Consider the following 21,526-nt stretch of genomic DNA (forward strand, 5'->3'; position numbering starts at 1 on the left):
GAACTCTTCAGGAGGATCCCATGCGCGTTCATATCGGCACCGATCACGCCGGTTTCGAACTCAAGGAAAAGGTCGTCGCGCACCTGCGCGAGGCCGGTCACGATGTCGTCGACCATGGCGCCCACACCTACGATGCCCTCGACGACTACCCGCCGTTCTGCATTGAAGCCGCCCAGGCGGTCGTCGATGAGCCGGGCAGCCTCGGCATCGTCATCGGTGGCTCCGGCAATGGCGAGCAGATGGCCGCCAACTGCGTGGAAGGCGTGCGAGCTGCCCTCGTGTGGTCGGATGCGACCGCACGTTTGGCCCGCGAGCACAACGACGCGAACGTCGTGGCCGTCGGCGCCCGCCAGCACAGCGAAGAAGAGGCTCTGGCCCTCATCGATGCATTCCTGGAGACCCCCTTCAGCGGCGACGAGCGCCACCAGCGCCGCATCGACCTGATGAAGGACTACGAGCGCTCCGTGCGCGCCTGATAGTCGCTCGCATCCGCGCTAATACATACGAGGCGGGGCCGGTGAATGATCACCGGCCCCGTTTTGTGTGCCTGTTTATGGGGGCTCGGTATTTCCGCATGCAATTCCCCAGTGAGTCCTTCAAGCTGTGATGGCAGAGCCTTGAGATTGCAGCGTTTCCGAGAACACGTCGGTGCAGGCAATCGTGGAATTGCATGCGACTTTGGGTGTGGGGGACGCATCGGCGTATCAGTGAGGGAGGTGCTTGCTGCACGAAACTGAGGACACCTTTGCGAACGGCACATCTCCGAGGGATGAAACCGGTGACACCTTTGCTAGCTCGTCGTCATCGCGGTTTGAAACCGCCGTCACCACTGCGGGTGAAAAATAGCTGAATCAGGACGCGTTTCGACCTGCAAAGGTGCTCGCGGTTTCAATGAGGTCTGATTGGATCCCCGCAAAGGCGTCAGTGGTTTCAATGGTGGCATATTGGGGTGGGAAACGGTGTCGTTGGTTTCACCGATGTAGGTTGGGCTCCAACTGTGAGAGAAAAATCGCCCTGCTTGGGGTGTTTGTGCCTTGAGCGTGACATTTTTCGCCCAGCGGGCCAAAAATGGCCCAAAATGGGCGATTTTTGCGGTGTTGGGCGAGTTTTGTACCGGTTTGGGTGAGTGAGCATGCGTGTTGGGCGAGTTTTGTACCGGTTTGGGTGAGTGAGCATGCGTGCTGGGCGAGTTTTGTCCCGGATGGCGCGCGAAACGGTCCGCCGGGGGCACCATGGTTGTGGCTCTCCTCGTAGCCAGGCACTAGCATATCTGGCCCAGTGGCAGCGCCCCGCACGACTAACCCAGCCCCGGCCTCGACCCTTAGCCCTGGCCGGTGAGGGTGAGGTACACGAGGAACAGGTTGAGGGCGACGATGACGGCCGCGATGAGGAAGCCGGTGACACGCAGGGGACGATTGTTCGCGTAGCTGCCCATGACCTCGGGCGAGGCGGTGAGGCGCATGAGCGGGATGATCGCGAAGGGGATGCCGAACGACAGGGCGACCTGCGAGACGACGAGCGCCCACGTGGGCTCGGCGCCCGCGCCCAGGATGATGAGCGCGGGGATCAGTGAGACGAGGCGACGCACGAGGATCGGCACGCGGATGTGGAGCAGACCGTTCATGATCTCCGAGCCCGCGTAGGCGCCCACCGACGTGGAGGCCAGCCCCGAGGCCAGCAGGCCCACCGCAAACACCGTGCCGACGACAGGTCCGAGCGTGGAGGAGATCGCGGCGTGCGCGCCTTCGATAGTGTCGGTTCCGCTCTGGCCGGCCAGGGCCGCGGCCGCCAGGAGCAGCAGGCCGATGTTGACCAGGCCCGCGATGCTGAGCGCCCAGTAGATGTCGATGCGGGTCGCGCGCAACAGGCGCGAGAGGTGTCCCGAGGAATGCCGGGCGTCGCCGGTGGAGGGGCCGAGCTTGTCGGCCTCGTGGTCGTTGACCAGGGAGGAGTGCAGGTACACCGCGTGCGGCATGACCGTAGCGCCCAGCATGGACGCGGCCACGAGGACTGAGTCGGTGCCCTGGAAACGAGGAACGAGCCCGCCGAGCATTCCCGAGGGGCTGGGCGGCGCGACGAAGAGGCCCGCCAGGAAGCCCAGCGTGATGATGATGAGTAGGCCGACGATGATCGTTTCGAACTGGCGCTGTCGCCCGCCGCCCTGAACGAGCAGCAGGGCCATCGACACGACGCCGACGATGACGCCGCCCCACAGGAGGGGGATGCCAAACAGGAGGTGGAGGGCGAGCGCGCCGCCGATGACTTCGGCGAGGTCGGTCGCGGCTGCCACGATCTCGGCCTGCAGCCAAAACGCGATGCGCCCGGGCTTGCTCATGCGTGCGCCCAGCAGGGACGGCAGGGATTGGCCGGTGACCAGGCCGAGCTTGGCGGAGAGGTACTGGATGACCATCGCGAAGATGTTCGAGGCCACGAGAACCCACACGAGCAGATACCCGTAGCGTGCGCCCGCGGTGATGTTGGCGGCGACGTTTCCGGGGTCGACGTAGGCGACGGCTGCGACGAAGGCGGGGCCGAGGAGAGGGATGAGCTTGTGGTGTTGCTCGGTGTCCGTGGCGCTCACGGGGATCCTCACTATAGGTAGAAAAATATTCGGCTACCCGAAATATTACTCGCCTCGCGTCCCTCACGGCGGGACGAAAGCCACCCAGGCACGCCTCGTGTGGCCAGGTTTTCATCCACGGACCCGGGGAGAGTTCGCGGATAGGAGCAAAAACCCCGTAGTCTAAAGGGGTGACTCCTGAAGAACTTGCTACTCTCATCCGCGCGACCCTGCTGGACGCTGCTGCCGCCGGTCGCATTTCGATCGACCCTTCGCTGGTCCCCGACCCCGTGACCGTGGAGCGCCCGCGCGTGCGCGAGCATGGCGACTGGGCGACCAACGTCGCGATGCAGCTCGGTAAGAAGGCTGGCATGGCGCCGCGCGAGTTCGCGCAGATCCTCGCCGACGACCTGGCCGCTGCCGACGGTATCGACTCCGTCGAGGTCGCTGGCCCTGGCTTCATCAACATCCGCCTGGGCGCGGGTGCGGCCGGCGAGCTGGCTCGTACCATCGTCGAGGCCGGTGCTGCGTACGGCCGCAACGAGACCCTCTCGGGCCGTTCGATCAACCTCGAGTACGTGTCTGCGAACCCGACCGGCCCCGTGCACCTGGGTGGCGCCCGCTGGGCAGCCGTCGGCGACTCGCTCGCCCGCCTCATGGCCGCCTCCGGCGCAGCTGTGACCCGCGAGTACTACTTCAATGACCACGGCTCGCAGATCGACCGCTTCTCGCACTCCCTCTACGCCCGCGCGATGGGCCGCGAGGTCCCCGAGGACGGCTACGGCGGCCAGTACATCGCCGACATCGCCGACCAGGTCCGCGCCGACGCGCGCGCGGCCGGCGAGCCCGACCCGATCACCCTGCCCGAAGAAGAGGCCATCGAGGTCTTCCGAGCTCGCGGCGTCGAGCTGATGTTCGCGGAGATCAAGGAGCGTCTGCACACCTTCCGGGCAGACTTCGACGTGTTCTTCCACGAGGAGTCCCTGCACACCTCCGGCGCGGTTGCCGCGGCAATCGAGCGCCTGCGTGAGCGCGGCGAGATCTTCGACGAGGGTGGCGCGGTGTGGCTGCGCACGACCACCTACGGCGACGATAAGGACCGCGTCCTCATCAAGTCGGACGGCCAGGCCGCGTACTTCGCGGGCGACGTCGCCTACTACCTGAATAAGCGCGAGCGTGGCGCGGACGCCGCCATCTACCTGCTGGGCGCCGACCACCACGGCTACATCGGCCGCATGATGGCGATGTGCGCCGCGTTCGGCGACAAGCCGGGCGAGAACCTGCAGATCCTCATCGGCCAGCTCGTCAACCTCGTCAAGGACGGCGAGCCCGTGCGCATGTCCAAGCGCGCCGGCACGATCGTCACCCTCGACGACCTCGTCGATGCTGTGGGCGTGGACGCCGCGCGCTACGCCCTCGTGCGCGTGTCGATGGACACGCAGGTCGACATTGACCTGGACCTGCTCTCGCAGCACTCCAACGACAACCCGGTCTACTACGTGCAGTACGCCCACGTGCGTACCTGCAACGTCGCCCGCAACGCCGCCGATCACGGTGTCACCCGCGACGCCGGCTTCGACCCGGCCGCCCTCGACTCCGAGGCCGACGAGGCCCTGCTGGCCGCCCTCGCCCAGTTCCCCGCGCAGGTTGCGCAGGCGACCGAGCTGCGCGAGCCGCACCGCATCGCCCGCTACCTGGAGTCCCTGGCTGCGACCTACCACGCCTGGTACGGCCAGTGCCGCGTGACGCCTCGCGGCGACGACCCGGTCGAGCCCGGCCACATCGCCCGCCTCTGGCTCAACGACGCGGTCACCCAGGTGCTGCGCACCGGCCTCGGCCTCCTCGGTGTGAGCGCCCCCGAGAGGATGTGACTTGGTGAGCGAGACGGAAAACGTCGCTACCCTCACCTGTCCGACCCCCGATGAGCGCCCCGACCTGTGGCCGTGGAGTGCGAGTCGGGAGGACGGCGTGCTGCGCGTGGGAGGCGTCGACCTGACCAGCGTCGCTGCCGACTTCGGCACGCCCACCTTCGTGCTCGACGTCGAGGCCATGCGCGGCCGCGCCCGCGTGTGGGCTTCGGCGATGGCCGAGGAGTTCTGGGATGGCTACGGCATGAGCGGCGGCGACGCCTTCTACGCCGGCAAGGCCTTCCTGAGCGCCGACGTCGCGCGCCTCGTCGCGGCCGAGGGCCTGGGTATCGACACCGCCTCGCTCGGCGAGCTGAGCCTGGCCCTGCGCGCCGGGGTAGACCCCAACCGCATCGGCCTGCATGGCAACAACAAATCGGACGCGGAGATCCGCCTCGCCCTCGAGGCCGGTATCCACCGCATTTTCATTGACTCGATGGACGAGGTTCACCAGATCGAGCGCATCGCCGCTGACCTCGGCGTCGTCGCGCCCGTCATGGTGCGCCTGAAGTCCGGCATCCACGCGGGCGGCAACGAGTACATCGCGACCGCCCACGAGGACCAGAAGTTCGGTCTGTCCCTGGCCACCGGCCAGGCCTACGAGGCCGTGGCCGCGATCAAGGATGCGGCGCACCTGGACTTCCGGGGCCTGCACAGCCACATCGGCTCACAGATCTTCGGGACCGAGGCCTTCGCCGAGGCCGCGCGTATCGTCATCGACTTCGCGGCGCTCCTCAAGGCCGAGCTGGGTCTGGACGTTCCCGCGATCGACCTGGGCGGCGGAGTGGGCATCGCCTACACGGGCCAGGATCCGGTCCCGACCTCCCCGGTTGAGGTTGCCCGTGCGCTGGCGACCGTGGTGCGCGAGCGCTGCGCCCACCATGGACTGCCGATCCCGCACGTGTCCGTCGAGCCGGGCCGCTCGATCGCCGGCCCGTCGATGGTCATGCTCTACCGCGTCGGCGTCGTCAAGGACATTTCCCTGGAAGACGGGGGAGTGCGCCGCTACGTGGCGATCGACGGCGGCATGTCGGATAACATCCGCCCGGTCCTCTACGACGCGGCCTACACGGCGACGCTCGCGAACCGTGACCCCGCGCAGGCCTCGTCTCTGGCGCGCTGCCGCATCGTCGGCAAGCACTGCGAGAGCGGTGACATCATCATCCGCGACATCGACCTGCCGGCCGACATCACGGGAGGCGACCTGCTGGCCGTTCCTGCTGTCGGCGCGTACGGCTACTCGATGGCCTCGAACTACAACATGCTGACGAAGCCGGGCGTGCTCGCCGTCGAGGATGGGGTGGCCCGCTGGTTCATCCGTCCGCAGACGGTCGACCATCTGCTGGCCCTCGACGCCGGCCTGGAGTAAACACCGGCCCGGAGTAACCGCCGGCCTGCAACAAGCCGAGTGACGAAACGGGGAGCACCTACGGGTGCTCCCCGTTTCATGTACGCTCCCCGTTTTGTGCTCCCCCAAATTTCGCACGTAATTCCCGTCTCGCTATTTCGAATTTTGAAATTACGTCGTTGGAATTGCAGCGTTTGTGGGTGTGCGCAAATTCTGACCAAGGGAAATTATGTGCGAGATTGAGGGGTGGGATTCATCTTGGGGAGCGGTCTTGGGGGGTGGGCTTAGGTAAGCCTAGGTTTTGTTGTTACTGACAAACTCTAGGATGATGGACGCAGCTGTGAATGCAGTCGAAATCCTGATAGTGACAATCGAAAGTCGAGGAACCATGCGCCGCACTGCCGCACGCATCGGCGTCGTCGCCGCTCTCGCCCTGTCCATGGGCGTGGCCGCGGTGAACGCCCCCTCCGCCCGTGCTGAGGAGCCCGGACTCGTCTCCGCCGCCCGCGCCGACACCGACGAGATGAACTACGCGATCAACCTCGCGGGCACGAACCCCGAGGACCTCCAGCGGGCCCTCGCCCTCGTCCCCGGAGCCGGTGGCGCCGCCCTGGCCTCGTACCCGGAGATTGGTACCTTCTTCGCGCAGAGCGCCACGCCCTCGTTCGCGCCCGACCTGGCCGCCGCCCTGCGACAGGCCGGCATCTCCATCCACTCGATCGGCCCGACGCGCGTGGCCCCTGTCCTCTACTACGAGCGCGTCGAGCTGCCCACCGACAAGAAGGACGAGGCCCCCGCCCCGCAGTCGGGAGCGGCAGGCGGCCTGAATTCCATGCGCGATGAGACCGCGAGCGCCGCTCCCGCTGAAGCGAACGAGGAGATCTTCAACTGGGGCGCCGTCGCCATGCACGCGCGCGAGGCCGAGGCAGTCAACGTCAAGCGCGCCCCCGTCACCGTCGCGGTCGTGGACTCCGGCGTCGAGGACACGCATCCGGACCTGGAGGGGCGCGTCGATACGTCGCGTTCCGTGAAGTGCTCGGTGAACGGCGTTGCCACGCAGGACTTCTATGGGTGGCGCGATGAGTTCTACCACGGCACGCACGTCGCGGGCATTATCGCGGCTAACCATAACGACATTGGTATCGACGGCATCGCCCCTGAAGCGACCATCGTTGCCATTCAGGCGACCAATGACAACCGCCTCATTTACCCCGAGTACGTGACCTGTGCGTTCATGTGGGCGGCGAGCCACGGGGTGGACATCGTGAATAACTCCTACTCGATGGACCCGTGGGTCTACTGGAGCCCGACCGACCCGGAGCAGGCTGCGGGCCTCGAGGCGGCCACGCGGTCGATCAAGTACGCGCAGGACAAGGGACTGGCCGTCATCGCGGCGGCCGGCAATGAGGGCGTCGATATCGACAATCCGTGGATCGACAACGGATCACCGACCGACGTTCCCACGCCGACGAAGAATCGCGCGGTGGAAGGCAGTATCCGCGTTCCCTCCATGCTCGACGGCGTCGCCCAGGTGAGCGCGGTCGGTCAGGCGTACAACGTGAAGCCGGGCCTGTCCCTGGGCCGCGCCGAGTTCTCCAACTACGGTCGCACGATTGATTTTGCCGCCCCGGGCGACCAGATCTACTCCACGGCCACGACGCTCTTCTACCGCAGCGGCTACGCGGTCGCCGACGGCACCTCCATGGCGACCCCGCACGTGTCGGGCGTCGCGGCCCTCATCAAGTCGGTGCACCCGGAGCTCACGGGCGCCCAGGTCATCAAGGTGATGGAGAGGCAGGCTGAGGCTAATTACGGACGCCTCAATGAGCCGATCGACGGCAGGGAGTACCGAGGCTACGGCTTCCTCGATGCGCTCGATGCGGTGACGGATGATCTGGGACGGTTCGACGAGGCCATGGCTGGTGAGTGGGTCAAGGATGCCACAGGCTGGTGGTACTACTACGAGGACGGAACCTACCCGGCCTCGACCTCGATTCAGATCCGCGGGGAGACCTTCCGCTTCGATGCACGCGGCTACATGGTGACCGGATGGGTGCTTGACGGTGGCCGGTGGTTCTACCACGAGGCCTCGGGGGCCCAGGTATTGGGCTGGGCCAACGTGAATGGCACCTGGTACTACCTGGAACCCCCCACGGGTGCGATGGTGACCGGTTGGGCTTATGTCGATGATGCCTGGTACTACTTGAGCGCTTCGGGTGCGATGGTGACCGGTTGGGCTTACGTCGATGGTGCCTGGTACTACCTCACGCCCTCCGGCGCGATGGCAATTGGCTGGTTGAACGACGGTGGGTCCTGGTACTACCTGGACGTGTCCGGTGCGATGGTCACCGGCACTCGGCAGGTGGATGGTGTGACCTACACCTTCGGCCCGGACGGTCGCATGCAGTAGGTGTCTGAGGCTGCTTGTCAAGGCGGGGACGCGCATCTGAGGGTGCGCGGCCCCGCCTTGCTGTCGTGAGAGTTGGGCATAGGCGGGCAGGGGAGTGGTTACTTGAAATTCGTGCCTCTGGCCAGGTGTTGACCAATTTAAGTGACGCTAAATTGTGGCGAGTGACAAACTAAAGCATGATAGTTCTGATGGGTACATTGTCGTACTCGCCAGACCCACAACTGAAAGTCGAGGAACCATGCGCCGCAATGTTGCACGCATCGGGCTCGTCGCCGCCCTCGCCCTGTCCATGGGCGTGGCCACAGCGACCGCCCCACCCACCCGGGCCGACGATCGCACCGGCCTCATCGCGCCCGCTCGCGCCAGCGCCGGCCTGATGAACTACGCCATCAACCTCAGCCCTCAGGCCAGCGCCGAGGACCTTGCGCGCGCGACCTCGCTCGTCGCATCCGCCGGTGGCGTCACGCTGGCCTCCTATCCGGAGCTGGGAACGTTCTTTGCCCAGAGCGAGTCGGCATCGTTCGCCCCGGACCTGGCCGCAGCCCTGGGGAAGGCCGGAATTTCCGTGCACTCGGTGGGCCCGACGCGCGTGGCCGCCGTGCCCGAGGGGGAGCGCCAGGCCGCTCCCGACCCACAGCCGGCCCCGCAGTCCGGCGAGGCGAGCCCGGCTCAGTCCGGAGCCCAGTCGGGCGCTCAATCCGGAGCGCAGTCGGGTGGCCCGTCCTCCCTGCGCGGACAGAGTGCGACCGAGGCCGATAAACCCGAGGAGGTCGTCAACTGGGGAGCCCAGGCGATGAGTGCCACCGACGCCGCGGCTGTGCCGATCGCTCACGCGCCCGTCACCGTCGGCGTCATCGACACCGGCATCGACGACACGCACCCTGACCTCGTGGGTCGCGTCGACACCTCCCGTTCCGTCTCCTGCGGGCACAACGGCATCCCTTCTCAGGCCTACGGGTCTTGGCGTGACGACTACTTCCACGGCACACACGTCGCGGGCATCATCGCCGCCAACCACAACGGCATCGGCATCGATGGCATTGCGCCGACCGCGACCCTCGTGTCCATCAAGGCCTCCAACGACGAGCAGCTCATGTACCCCGAGTACGTGACCTGCGGCTTCATGTGGGCCGCCAGCCACGGCGTCGACATCGTCAACAACTCCTACTCGATGGATCCCTGGGTCTACTGGAGCCCGAGCGATCCCGAGCAGGCTGCCGGCCTCGAGGCCGCGACCCGCGCCATCGCATACGCGCAGGGTAAGGGGCTGGCCGTCATCGCCTCGGCGGGCAACGACGGCATGGACAACGACAACGTCACGACCGACAGCGGGTCGCCGACCGACCTCGACACCCCGATCAAGGACCGCCCCGTGAAGGACGGCGTAAAGGTCCCCGCCATGGTCGAGGGCGTCAGCCAGGTCAGCGCCGCCACGCGCACCAACGTCGAGACCAAGCCCGAATGGGCGAACCTCAAGCGCGCCGACTTCTCCAACTACGGCAAGAGCGTCGACTTCACCGCGCCGGGGCAGGACATCTACTCGACCGTACCCACGTCGATCTTCTCCTCGGGTTACGCCAAGACCAGCGGCACCTCCATGGCCACGCCCCACATCACGGGCATCGCCGCGCTCATTAAGTCGATCCACCCGGGATTCCAGGGCAAGCAGATCACCGACCTCATGCGCAAGCAGGCCGCCATGGAATACACGCGCCTGGAAGCGCCCGAGGACGGCAAGGAATTCCGCGGTTACGGCTTCATCAACGCGCTGACCACCATGCGCCGCGACCAGCCTCAGCCGACCGTCCAGACCCTGCAGTACCGGGTCGGCAAGGGCGAATGGAAGGACGTGCACGGAGCGACCCTGCCGGCCGGCCCCGTCACCTTCTACACCGAGGCGATCGCCCCGATCAGCCACCTGCACATGGATGTTGCCGGCCTGGCATCCGTCGACCGCGACGGCTCGGGCAAGTTCTTCGATAGTGCACTGGGTGCCTCGATCGAAAACGTGGATCTCAGCGCACTGCTGCCCGAGGGCACGGACTCCGTGACCGCCCGTGTCCAGGTCAGCGCCACCGGCATCAACTTCGATCGCCAGGCCGACGACGACACGGGCCGCGAGGCCGTCTTCACCGTCTCGCGCGACCCGAACGCCGCTGCGACCCCGGCCCCCGCGCCAGACACCGACGCGCCCGCGCCGTCGGGCCCCGCCAAGGCCGGCATCACCGCCCCCGCGCGCAGCAACGACCAGCTGCCCGCCAACTACGCGGTCAACCTGCCCAAGGGCACCGATAACGCCACCTTCCAGCGTGCGGCGGCCCAGGCCTCGTTCCACGGTGGCCTGTTGCTGGCGCAGTACCCGGCCTTCGGCACGTTCTTCGTGCAGTCGGCATCGCCCACCTTCTCGCCCGACCTGGGCGCGGCGCTCGTGAAGGAGGGCATCAGCTACGACTCGATCGGCCCGACCCGCCAGGCGCCCGTCGGCGGTAACGAGGCCATGGTTCCCATCTCCTACGAGACCCGAGTTGCGGCGGATGCGGCGATTGCGGCCGCGCCCCGCTCGCAGGGCGCACAGAGTGACCAGGACGCGGCCCTCACCCCGGACCCGCAGACCGGCAACGGATGGCACCTCCAAGCCCTGCGAGCCCTCGAGGCGCAAGGCGTGGACGTCATGCGCGCGCCCGTCACGGTGGGCATCATGGACCAGTCCATCGATGACACCGTGCCGGACCTGGTCGGACAGGTCGATCACGACAAGTCTGTGTCCTGCTCGTTTAACGGCATCCCGAACCGCGACCCCGCCGCGTGGCGCTGGGACGACGCGACCCACGGCACGCACGTGGCCGGTTCGATTGCTGCGAAGCATGACGGCGTGGGCGTGGACGGCGTGAACCCGACGCTGCGCATCGCCGCGATCAACGTGGCCTCGCGTAACGGCGGATTCTTCTACCCCGAGTACATCGTGTGTGGCTTCGTGTGGGCTGCTGAGCACGGCATCTCGGTGACCAATGGTTCGTACTACGTGGACCCGTGGAAGTACTGGCTCCCCAACGACCCCGAGCAGGCCGCGGGCCAGGAGGCTGTGCAGCGCGCGGTCGACTACGCGACCTCGAAGGATGTTATCAACGTCGTGGCCGCCGGTAACTTCTCGACCGACCTGGACAACCTGCCCACGACCGACGACTCGGCCCCCGGCGACACCTGGGGTGCGCACGAGCGCGATGTGACGGGCGCGGTCTACATGCCGCCGAAGCTGCGCGGCACGCTCTCCGTGTCCGCCCTGCAGCTTCCCGAGGGTGCCGACCCTGCCACCGGCGTGCTCGAGCCGGCCTCCTGGTCGAACTGGGGTGCGAACAGCATCGACTTCGCCGCCCCCGGCGCGAAGATCTACGCGCCGCTGACGAGCTGGTACGGCAAGGCCTACGGCAACCTGTACGGCACCTCGCAGGCCTCGCCTCTGGCAGCCGCCGTCATCGCGACGCTGCGCCAGGTCCACCCGGAGATGAATGCCGAGCAGATCATCGCCCTGGCCAAGAAGCAGGCGGGGGATCCGTCGAACTGGGATCGTCTCAAGCCCGTCGAGGGCCGCGAGTACCGAGGCGCGGGCCTGCCCAACGCCCTGGACGCCGTCCTTAAGGACCAGGCGAAGCCCGTCATCGGCAGCGTCGAATACTCCACCGATGGCACCACGTGGCAGCCGCTGGCGGGGGAGAGCGTCGCCGGACGCGTCTCCATCCGCGTGACGGTGAGCGGTCCGGTGACCTCCGCGCGTCTCCTCGTCGGTGAGCGTGAAGTCGTGACCGGCGTGGGCAACGGCGCCTTCGAGGGCAACTCGGTGATGCTGCAGGCCGACGGCGTGGACGTGTCCCACCCGAACGGCACGGGACGCTTCGCGGGCGCCGCGACGGTCACGGTCGAGGCCATGGGCCGCAACAACGACTCGCGGGCCGACGACGATGCGACGCTCCAGGTTCCCTTCACGGTCAGCCCCGACCAGGTCGGCCCCGACGAGGCCCGCTCGGGCCGCTGGGTCTCCGGCGCCTTCGGCTGGTGGTGGCGCTACGAGGACGGTACCTACCCGACCTCGACGCAGCTGCGCATCGACGGGGCGATCTACCGCTTCGACGCCCGCGGGTACATGGTGACCGGCTGGGTCAGCGAGGGCGGCCACTGGTTCTACTACGGACCCTCCGGCGGCCAGGCCTCTGGCTGGATGCAGGTGCGCGGAACCTGGTACTACCTGGATCCCATCAGTGGCGAGATGGCGAGTGGTTGGACCAAGGTGCGCGACACCTGGTACTACCTGGGTTCCTCGGGCGCGATGCGCACGGGATGGATGCGCGACGGCTCCACCTGGTACTACCTGTCCGACTCCGGCGCGATGACCACAGGCTGGGCACGCATCGGATCCTCCTGGTACCACTTCGCCACCTCCGGCGCGATGAGCACCGGCTGGGTGAAGGACGGCGGCTCCTGGTTCTACCTCTCCTCCTCCGGGGCGATGGTGACCGGGGCGCGCTGGATCGACGGCACGCGCTACGTGTTCGACGACGAGGGTCGCCTCCAGGAGTAAACATCACGAGGCCGGGGTTCCTTCCCGGTTGAGATGGTGAGGGGCCGCGCACGATGTCTCGTGCGCGGCCCCTCGCATGTGTGGGGAGGGTGTTTTCCGAGTTGGATCGCCATTATGAATTCGATAGTGTAAAGCGACAATTTCGTATACGATATTCGTATGAGTGAGCGTCTTCTTCATGGAAAGCCCGTCAGCGATGAACAGATTCAGGCGTGGGCTGATGAGGCTGAGCGCGGCTATGACCTGACCAAGCTGGCGCCCCCGCGTCCGGGCCGTCCTTCCGTCGGGAAGGGGCCGGGAGTGGCCGTCACGGTGCGTTTGGACGAGCAGACGCTCAGCGCGCTGATGGAACGTGCTGCTTCTGAGGGGATCGATAGCCGTTCCGACGCGATACGTGCTGCGGTGCGTGAGTGGACCCATGTCGCCTAAACTGCACGCCAGTGCACGCAAGCATTTTGGGCGCGACCGGCTCACCGATGAGTCCGTCCTGTATGCCTATGAGCATGCCCTGAACTCTCGACCCCTCGATGATGAGGATGACCCCAGGCGGTGGCTCGTGGTGGGTATTGATCAATCTGGACGCGTTCTGGAAATGGTCGTCTTGGTTTTTGACAGTGGCGGTGAACTCCTGATTCATGCGATGAAGGCACGTCCGCAATTTCTAGAGGAACTTCGATAGTCCCTTTCTCGCAGCCTCTTGGCGCGAGAATGCCTTTAATGAACGTGGCTGCCCTCCGACCTGCACAAGGGGGCGATCGGAGGACAGCCGCGCAAAAATGCCGCTTCGCTACCTTTCTCTGGCGGACGTGAAGCCCGCCTTCTCGGGCGTTGTGCCCAGGCGTGCGGCGATCAGCTCCTTGTCCTCATCGGAGGCGAGGTCACGGACCCACGAGGCGTAGGTGGCCTCGTCGGCGTGGACCTCCTGCGTGAGCGGGTTACGCCGCTTGGAGACGATCGTGCGCACGTGCGCCGCGAACACCCACACGTTCGCCACGAGGGCGGCCGCCGAGAGGATGACCATCGCCCAGGGGTTGTGGGCGCTGCGGTGGGCGAACATCGAATCCTGCATGAAATGCGGGAACGTGAGCACGACGGCCGACCACAGCGTGAGCGTGTACGCCCGGTACTGGATCCACGCGCCTCGCCCGAACTTCATGAGCGCCGGGATCGTGCACGAGGCCAGTAGCGCCACGCCCGAGTACCACGCCCGGTCCGCCAGGCAGTTGTACACGTAGGCGAGGTTCCACAGGTCGTAGGCGATGATCCACCCGATCGTCAGGTCACCCCAGATGAGGGAGCGTTCCTTGCCTTTGGACATGAAGATCCCGACCCACCCGGAGATGGCGAGCAGGTTCAAGATGCCGGCAATGCCGTTCATGATGTTCCACGGCCCGCCCCACGTGACCATCCCCTGCGAGGGATCCACCCCGTGAATCCCGTAGCACTGGAAGTCGCGCACCACGGCCTCGGCGATGTTCACCGCCAGGATCGCGGGTGGGATGATCAGGTACCAGCGGTTGTAGCGCAGCCTCGGGAAGACTTGCAGGGCGACGAGGCACAGGGACCCCGCCAGCGCCGAGTACTGTTTCACGATCGGGAACCAGCCCGCCGAGGCCGTCCCCGCCGTCGAGTGCGGCCACCAGAAGATGGTCAGCGCGATGGGCACGACCACGAAGAGCGCGAGGACCACCCACATGTTGCGCTGGGCCAGCCACGCCCCGCCGGCGAGGAGCACGATGACGAGGAGGAGCATCGCGTAGTCCCACCACTGGCCGACCTCGAAAAAGAAGAGCGTCGGGTAGTCCGGGGGAGTGACGGTGCCCATCAGCGCTGCTCCTTCCCCCAATTGGGCAGGTAGGTGCGCTCCATCTTCTGGCGGATCTGCTCCTCCCAGGAGAAGGCCGGCTCGGTCCAGCCCTCGAAGTAGGAGAAGTCGACCTCGCCAGCCCACGGGCTGTCCGCTCCCGTCGGCGGCCACGACGGGTCGTCGGTGACGGGCGGACGTATCTCGGCGACGGCCGGGGCGGACCGTCCGTAGCGGAACCACTGGGTGAAGGTGTCTTCGAACAGGGGAGTGTTGTCGTAGCGCCCGGCGGGCGTGCCCGAGTTGAAGAATCGCCCGCCCAGCATCCCGCGCATGAAGCGGCCCGTCAGGTGCTGCTTCTTCTTGAACTCGAGGACGCGCTTGACGTAGAGGTTTTGCAGGTGGGTCATGCACCCGCCGATGAACTCGATGTTGATCCAGTTCAGGGCCTTCATGGCTGGGGAGGCGGGCTCGTAGCCGATGCGCCAGTGGTTGATGAGGCGCGTGCGCCCGCCCGACAGGGGCACCATGTAGAAGCACCAGGCGGCCGCGAAGTGCGTCATCCCGGGGAATCGGAACGCGTAGGAGCCGGGTGCTTTGGGCGGGTTCTTCGTGTCGACCCACTGGACCATGTACTTGCCGGGCACGACGTCCGCCCACTCCATCGACATGCCGTGGAAGTCGAAGGCAGCGATGTCGCCGGGCACCATCGAGTCGGGCTGCTGGAACTCCTCCTGGATCTCGTAGGAGTTGAAGAAGGGCAGGCGCGCGAAGACGCGCTCGAGGAACTCCGAGGAGAAGGATCCGGACTTTTCCGCGCCGATCTGCTTGAAGAGTCGCCACACCGCGTAGGCGGGCGCGTCGATCGTGATCGCGTAGGTCGAGGAGTAGCCGTTGTCGTAGTTAGCGTCGATGAGGTCGTCGCCCGGGTAGTGCCAGGCCTGCTCCTCGGGCGTGGCCTTGCCGCTCAGCTGGCTGAAGGCGTACATGCCTCCCAGGAGCGCGGCGGTGCCGGTCAGGCCGGCGGCGCAGAGGGTACGACGGGGTAGGCGGTGGCGTGTCATGGATCCTCCTCCTTGAGGAATTGACGAGGGGCGCCCGCGCTGGCGCTGGCTCGTGGGGAGCCCCGGAACGATGGGGATTTGACGGTGAACCCCGCACACTAGGTTAGTGTTTCGGATTATGATAGCCGACAACTATTAGCCCGGTTGTGCGTTCGAAGGAGAATGCCGTGGACTCGCTTTTCCTGTGGGAGCTTGGGACTCCCAAGGTCTATCTCATCTGGCTGCTGGTGCTCGCTGCCCAGATCGTCGTCGCGGAGATTAACCGGCGGTGGAACTGGACGATCTTTGCCGTGTGGACCGTCGGCGGCATCGCCCTCATGCCATACGCGTGGATCCACGGGACACCCATGGTGGGGTGGTTCCCGTTCGGCAAGTACGCGATCATGATCCTGACAGCCACCATGACGGGCACGGTGCTGGTGTACGCGAAGCGCAACCCGGTCAAGGCCCACAAGTACGCGATCTGGCTGGGCGTGGCCCTGTGGATCGGCCTGGCCGTCAACATCATGGAGGCGAACATCCGCGACCTGACGATCTACTTCAACGCGGATGCGTACTACGCGTGCGGTGCAGACTGGCAGTGCCTGAAGGGCGTCAACGATGCGCACACGATCGACATGATTGCCGGCCTGCCCGAGGCCAGGGGCGTCACCGCCGAGCTGCACTCCCAGCAGTGGTATCAGGAGGTCGCCGCCAACCTCTCCGCCCGCCACGTCGGCATCGATCCGGAGACGGGCTTCCGCACGATTGGCGGCTACTGGAACCTGCTGTCCGCCGCGGCCGGCCTGCTCAACATCATCACGATCACGGGCCTGGGCAAGATCATCGTGACCTCGCCCGGGAAGCGCTCCGTGCGAGGCCTCATCTGGGTGGACATGGTGTGGCCGTGGGTGATCGCCTACGACCTGTGGAACCACGCGTTCTTGTACAACTCGCTGGCCGACTACACGTGGTACTGCACGCTCGCTCTGCTGCTCGCCTGCACGATCCCTGCGTTCACGTGGGCAAAGGGCCAGTGGATCTGGTTCCGCTGCTTCACGCTAGTCTTCTGGATCTCCATGAACACCCTCCTGCCCGAGGTCTTGGTCCCTCCTTCGGACATCTTCAACTTCGCGACGATGGACCCGCGCGCGAACATCGCGTGCGCGGCCCTGGCGCTCGCGGCCAACGTCGCGCTTTTCGCCTACTGGCTGTACAAGATCGTGGCGTACAAGAGGAATCCGATCACGGGCGTCCTGTACTGCGAGCTGGCCGAGTTCCGCACCATCGTGCGCGAGCACTGCGACGACAAGGACAAGTACTTCCTCGTCGACAGAATCCCAGAAACCCCCGAGGAGCTCGGCTTCGAGTCCGACTCGCCCACGCCGCCCGCTGATGGCTACCGTGCCTGGATGCCCTGGTGGAAGGGAGAGGATCGGCGGCACCCGTCAAAGCGCTCGTAGGTAGGCGACAAAACGGAGCCGTCAGTGGTTTGCGGGCCAGATGCTCCTCGCGTGGTGTGGGATGTGTGGGGGAGGGGGTGGTCCTCGCTGAGGCGCCATCCTCTCCACTTCTTCACCAAAAGGTCAAGAATTCTTAAATTGTGAAACTCTCTAGGAGGTTGTTGACAAACCTTGAGACGATGGAGCAATGGCGTGCCATCCGGAAAGCCCCGGAGACGCGTCCCCATCTGTACAGAAACGAGGAACAATGATGCATCAACGCTCATGGAAGACCCTCATCGCGGGAGGCGCGGCGCTCGCTGTCGGCGTCACGCTCACCGCGTTCGGCGCCCCCGCCCACGCGGCGGGCGTCCCGGGGATCACCTCCGAGGCTCGCGCCCAGGACGAGGTCATGAACTACGCGGTCAACCTGACCGCCGACGCCTCCCACTACGACTTCAACGCGGCCGTCTCCAAGGCCTCGGAAAATGGTGTGGTCCTGGCCCAGTACCCCGAATTCAACACCTTCTTCGTCCAGTCGGTGAAGGCCTCCTTCGCCCCGACGCTCGGCAAGAGCCTCGTCGACGCCGGCATCTCCTACCAGTCGATCGGCCCCACCCGCTACAAGACGGTCACTGGCTCCGAGGTGCGCACCGAGCAGCCGCAGACCACCGCGTCCGAGGCCAACGCCGTCGCTGACGCCGCGGGCACCCGCTCGACCGGCCTGTCCGCCGACTCCCAGCTCAACGACTTCACCCCCGACGAGGGCGACGCCAACGCCTGGGGCCTGGCCGCCGTCGGCGCGCTCGAGGCCCAGCAGGTCGACGTCCCCCTCGAGAACGTGACTGTCGGCGTCATGGACACCGGCATCGACCCCGACCACAAGGACCTCAAGGAGCACCTGGACGCTTCGCGTTCCGTGGGCTGCCAGATCAACGGCATCCCCAGCCAGAACCCCGCGGACTGGAAGGATGACCACTACCACGGCACGCACGTCGCCGGCACTATCGCCGCCGCGCACAACGCCTATGGCGTGGACGGCGTGGCCCCCAGCGCGACCATCGTCGCGATCAAGACCTCGAACGAGGCCGGCTCCTTCTACCCCGAGTATGTGGCCTGCGCCTTCGACTGGGCTGCCGAGCACGACATCGACGTGACGAACTCCAGCTACTACATGGACCCCTACGCCTTCTGGATGCCCACCGAGGGCTCCCAGGCCGCGGGCCTTGAGGCTGCCTCGCGCGCGATCCGCTACGCGAAGAACCACGGCGTCGTCAACATCGCCGCCGAGGGTAACGACAACGACGACCACGACAACCCGACGATCGACAAGGCCTCGCCGAACGACGTCGAGGGCGCCGCGGTCGAGCGCAACGTGGCCGGCGGCATTGACGTGCCCGCCATGGTCAACGACTCGGTCGTCTCCGTGGCCGCCGTCGCCCTGCCCACCGGTACCGACCCGGCCACGGCCAAGTTCGAGCGTTCCAAGTTCTCCAACTACGGCAAGACCTCCGTGGACGTGGCCGCCCCCGGCTCGCGCATCTGGTCGACCCTGCCGACCTGGAAGAAGGATCCGCCTTTCGGTTACCTGTCGGGTACCTCAATGGCTTCCCCGCACGCTGCGGGCGTCGCCGCGCTGATTAAGCAGATCCACCCGGACTACACGCCCGACCAGACGATCGCCCTGCTCAAGAAGCAGGCTGGCTACACCTACGACCGCCTCGCTGCGCCCGAGGATGGTAAGGAATACCGCGGCGCCGGCCTCGTCAACGCCCTGGCCGCAGTCCTCAAGGACCAGCCGCAGCCCGTCCTCGGCAGCCTTGAGTACTCCCACGACGGTGCCACCGACTGGCGTCCGCTGGCCGATGCGTCTGTCTCCGGTACCGTCTACGTGCGCACCACGGTCTCCGGCCCCGTCACCAAGGCCTCCCTGAAGGTCGGCGACAAGGAAGCCGTGACCGGCACCGGCACGGGCGCCTTCGAGGGGAACGAGGTCACGCTCGTGGCCGGCCCCTACAACGCCACCGACCTGATCGGCGACGCCCCCCATGTGGACGTCACGGTTGTCGCCGAGGGGCGCAACAAGGATTCCCGCGCCGATGACGACGTCAAGGACTCGATTCACTTCCGCGTGGATGAATCCCTGCGCGATGGCGGCGCCTGGACCAACAGCACCGATGGCTGGAAGTACTGCTACAACGACGGCTACTGCGCCCGCAGCAAGTACATCGAGATTGACGGCGCCACCTACTACTTCAACGGCGACGCCGTGATGGCGACCGGCTGGGTCACCTTCGATGCCGCGTGGCACTGGATGACTCCGTCCGGCCGCATGGCGACGGGCTGGGCCAACGTGGGTGGCACCTGGTACTACCTCGATCCCGCCACCGGCGCGATGGCCACCGGCTGGGTTGACGTCGACGGCTCCTGGTACTACCTGAACGCCTCGGGCGCGATGGCGACCGGCTGGGTCAACGTGGACGGTTACTGGTACTACCTGACCGGCAACGGCTCCATGGCCACCGGCTGGACCGCCGTCAACGGCAAGTGGTACTACCTGACCGGCAACGGCGCGATGGCGATCGGCTGGGTCAACGACGGCGGCACCTGGTACTACCTTGACGCCTCCGGCAAGATGGTGACCGGCTGGGTCTCCATCGATGGCACGCGCTACCACTTCGCGCCCTCCGGCGCGTGGCTCGGCTGAGCCAAAAGGGGACGAGGCCGGGGCTGGGACGTTCCGGCCTCGAACCCCGGGCTGAGCGCTGACAGCGCCCAACTGAAGACAAACAGGGGCGGGTCCGAACCTAGCGTTCGGACCCGCCCCGTTTGTTCCCTCACGCGTCCCGGGAGGGATCCGGGCGCGCCCCCAACGGTGCCCAGGGGCGCGATGGGCGGATCAGCCCAGGGAGTCGAAGAGGACCTGCAGGCCCTCGCCCATGGTCGGGTGCGCGATCGGCAGGAAGCGCAGCTGCTCGTAGGTCAGGCCGCCAGCCATGGCGACGTGCACGGCAGTGATGACCTCGGAGACGTTCGGGCCGATCAGCGTGGCGCCCAGGATCTGGTGCGTGTTCGCATCCACGACGGCCTTCCAGAAGCCCTCGCCCGCGTAGCGCATCGTCTTGGCGCGCGGAATCGCGGCCGTGGGAACCTTGGCGATACGCACGTCCAGGCCGGCCTCGCGGGCCTCGCCCTCGGACAGGCCGATGCGCGCCAGCTCGGGGGTGGCGAACACGGCGTAGGGGATCGTGCGGCCCTTCGTGGTGGTGGTCGCATCGTCCAGGGACGCGCCGGTCAGCTGCGCGCGGATGATGCGGAAGTCCGACCAGGACGCGTGCGTGAACATGGGGGTGCCCGCGCAGTCGCCGGCCGCCCACACGCCCTCAGCGGAGGTGCGCAGGTGCTCATCCACCGCGACGAAACCACGATCGGTGAGTTCAACCCCGGCCTCGTCCAGGCCGATGCCGTCCGTGTTGGGCACGCGACCCACGGCCACCAGGACCGCCTCGGCGGACACCGTCGAGCCGTCGGAGAGCGTCAGGGTCGTCGTGTTGCCCTCGCGCGAGGCAGACTCAGCGCGGCCGGGCACGATGCGCACGCCGGCGGCTTCCAGGCCCGCCTCGACGACGCGGGCGGCGTCCTCGTCCTCGCGAGGCAGCACGTGATCACCCGAAGAGATAAGCGTGACGTCCACGCCGAACGTCGCCATCATCGACGCGAACTCCACGCCGATGTAGCTGGCGCCGATGATCGCCAGGGAGGAGGGGAGCTCCTCGAGACGCAGGATCTCCTCGTTCGTCCACGCGCCGGACTCCCACAGGCCCGGGATCGCGGGACGCGCCGGGCGCGAACCGAGGTTGATGAGGACGCGCTCACCACGAATCGTGCGCTCGCCGCCGTCTTCCAGCGCGATGGTGACCGTGCGCTCGCCCGTGAAACGAGCCTCGCCACGGATGAAGTCCAGGCCGGGGGCTGCGAACATCTTCTCGTGCGCGCCGACCATGGCGCCGACGATGCCCTCCTTGTGGGCGCGGAGCTTGGCCAGGTCCACGCGCGCGCCCTCGGTGCCGACGATGCCGAACGCCTCGTCCGTGCGGGCGTCACTGAGGCGACGAGCCGAGTTGACCAGCGACTTCGTGGGGATGCAGGCGACATTGATGCAGGTGCCGCCGACGAACTGGCGCTCCACCATGGCGACCTTCCAGCCCGCCTTCGCGCGCTCCATCGCGAGGGACTTTCCGGCCTTGCCGCCGCCGACAACCAGCAGGTCGACGTTCTCGATTGCGTTCGTGGACATGTTTCTCCTTGGGTAGTAAAGGGTTACCTATCTCAACGCTCCGTGCCTGGATCTATTCCAACAGGTGGTCAATCATCGGGTGCGTATTATCACGTTGAAACGGCCATATGACGCTCGTTTGGCGGGTGTAAAGAAACGAAGG

General features: G+C 66.4%; 13 protein-coding genes. 8 read left to right on the forward strand and 5 right to left on the reverse strand.

Going from position 1 to position 21,526, the window contains the following annotated elements:
• Nucleotides 1-20: 20 nt before the first annotated feature.
• Nucleotides 21-476: a ribose-5-phosphate isomerase gene (locus FBF35_RS03355; protein ID WP_003794677.1), complete on the forward strand. Its 456-nt coding sequence runs from the start codon at nucleotides 21-23 to the stop codon at nucleotides 474-476.
• 347 nt (nucleotides 477-823) lie between these two features.
• On the opposite strand, the gene FBF35_RS03360 is transcribed toward FBF35_RS03355, so the two are convergent.
• Both FBF35_RS03360 and FBF35_RS03365 read right to left on the reverse strand, forming a co-directional pair.
• Entirely contained in the window at nucleotides 824-1,234 is a 411-nt protein-coding gene (locus FBF35_RS03360) for a hypothetical protein (protein WP_131726640.1), read from the reverse strand.
• An 87-nt stretch (nucleotides 1,235-1,321) separates the two neighbouring features.
• Nucleotides 1,322-2,581 carry an Nramp family divalent metal transporter gene (locus FBF35_RS03365; RefSeq protein WP_060566659.1) on the reverse strand — a complete coding sequence of 420 codons (1,260 nt, stop codon included), beginning with the start codon at nucleotides 2,579-2,581 and terminating at the stop codon, nucleotides 1,322-1,324.
• A 170-nt stretch (nucleotides 2,582-2,751) separates the two neighbouring features.
• On the opposite strand from FBF35_RS03365, the gene argS reads away from it, so the two are divergent.
• The 5 genes from argS to FBF35_RS03390 all read left to right on the forward strand — a co-directional run bounded on the left by argS (nucleotide 2,752) and on the right by FBF35_RS03390 (nucleotide 13,227).
• On the forward strand, nucleotides 2,752-4,431 hold the full coding sequence (gene argS / locus FBF35_RS03370; RefSeq protein WP_060566661.1) for an arginine--tRNA ligase: 1,680 nt from the start codon (nucleotides 2,752-2,754) through the stop codon (nucleotides 4,429-4,431).
• 4 nt (nucleotides 4,432-4,435) lie between these two features.
• Nucleotides 4,436-5,836, forward strand: a complete 1,401-nt coding sequence (gene lysA / locus FBF35_RS03375; RefSeq protein WP_060567178.1) for a diaminopimelate decarboxylase — start codon at nucleotides 4,436-4,438, stop codon at nucleotides 5,834-5,836.
• Nucleotides 5,837-6,203: 367 nt separating this feature from the next.
• The gene (locus tag FBF35_RS03380; protein WP_060566663.1) at nucleotides 6,204-8,225 is read left to right on the forward strand and encodes a S8 family peptidase; all 2,022 of its coding nucleotides are present in this window, start codon (nucleotides 6,204-6,206) and stop codon (nucleotides 8,223-8,225) included.
• A gap of 238 nt (nucleotides 8,226-8,463) precedes the next feature.
• Nucleotides 8,464-12,798, forward strand: coding sequence for a S8 family serine peptidase (locus FBF35_RS03385; protein ID WP_060566666.1), 4,335 nt, complete (start codon nucleotides 8,464-8,466; stop codon nucleotides 12,796-12,798).
• Nucleotides 12,799-12,957: 159 nt separating this feature from the next.
• Nucleotides 12,958-13,227, forward strand: a complete 270-nt coding sequence (locus FBF35_RS03390; RefSeq protein WP_003793182.1) for a ribbon-helix-helix domain-containing protein — start codon at nucleotides 12,958-12,960, stop codon at nucleotides 13,225-13,227.
• Between the two features lie 358 nt (nucleotides 13,228-13,585).
• Here FBF35_RS03390 and FBF35_RS03400 read toward each other — a convergent pair whose 3' ends face one another.
• Together FBF35_RS03400 and FBF35_RS03405 are read right to left on the reverse strand one after the other, a co-directional pair.
• Nucleotides 13,586-14,623 carry a DUF5692 family protein gene (locus FBF35_RS03400; RefSeq protein WP_060566668.1) on the reverse strand — a complete coding sequence of 346 codons (1,038 nt, stop codon included), beginning with the start codon at nucleotides 14,621-14,623 and terminating at the stop codon, nucleotides 13,586-13,588.
• On the reverse strand, nucleotides 14,623-15,666 hold the full coding sequence (locus FBF35_RS03405) for a hypothetical protein (RefSeq protein ID WP_060566670.1): 1,044 nt from the start codon (nucleotides 15,664-15,666) through the stop codon (nucleotides 14,623-14,625). The genes FBF35_RS03400 and FBF35_RS03405 overlap by 1 nt, the downstream gene beginning before the upstream one ends.
• Before the next feature lie 167 nt (nucleotides 15,667-15,833).
• Here FBF35_RS03405 and FBF35_RS03410 point away from each other — a divergent pair, with 167 nt between their 5' ends.
• A complete protein-coding gene (locus FBF35_RS03410; protein ID WP_060566672.1) occupies nucleotides 15,834-17,108 on the forward strand; it encodes a DUF5692 family protein in 1,275 nt (424 codons plus the stop codon).
• Nucleotides 17,109-17,358: 250 nt separating this feature from the next.
• A complete protein-coding gene (locus FBF35_RS03415; RefSeq protein ID WP_060567180.1) occupies nucleotides 17,359-19,794 on the forward strand; it encodes a S8 family serine peptidase in 2,436 nt (811 codons plus the stop codon).
• A 192-nt stretch (nucleotides 19,795-19,986) separates the two neighbouring features.
• Here the strand turns inward: FBF35_RS03415 and FBF35_RS03420 are convergent, their stop codons facing one another.
• A complete protein-coding gene (locus FBF35_RS03420) occupies nucleotides 19,987-21,384 on the reverse strand; it encodes a dihydrolipoyl dehydrogenase family protein (protein ID WP_060566674.1) in 1,398 nt (465 codons plus the stop codon).
• Between the last annotated feature and the right edge of the window lie 142 nt (nucleotides 21,385-21,526).

This window comes from Schaalia odontolytica (assembly GCF_005696695.1).
In the GTDB taxonomy this organism is placed as follows: Bacteria; Actinomycetota; Actinomycetes; order Actinomycetales; family Actinomycetaceae; genus Pauljensenia; species Pauljensenia odontolytica_C.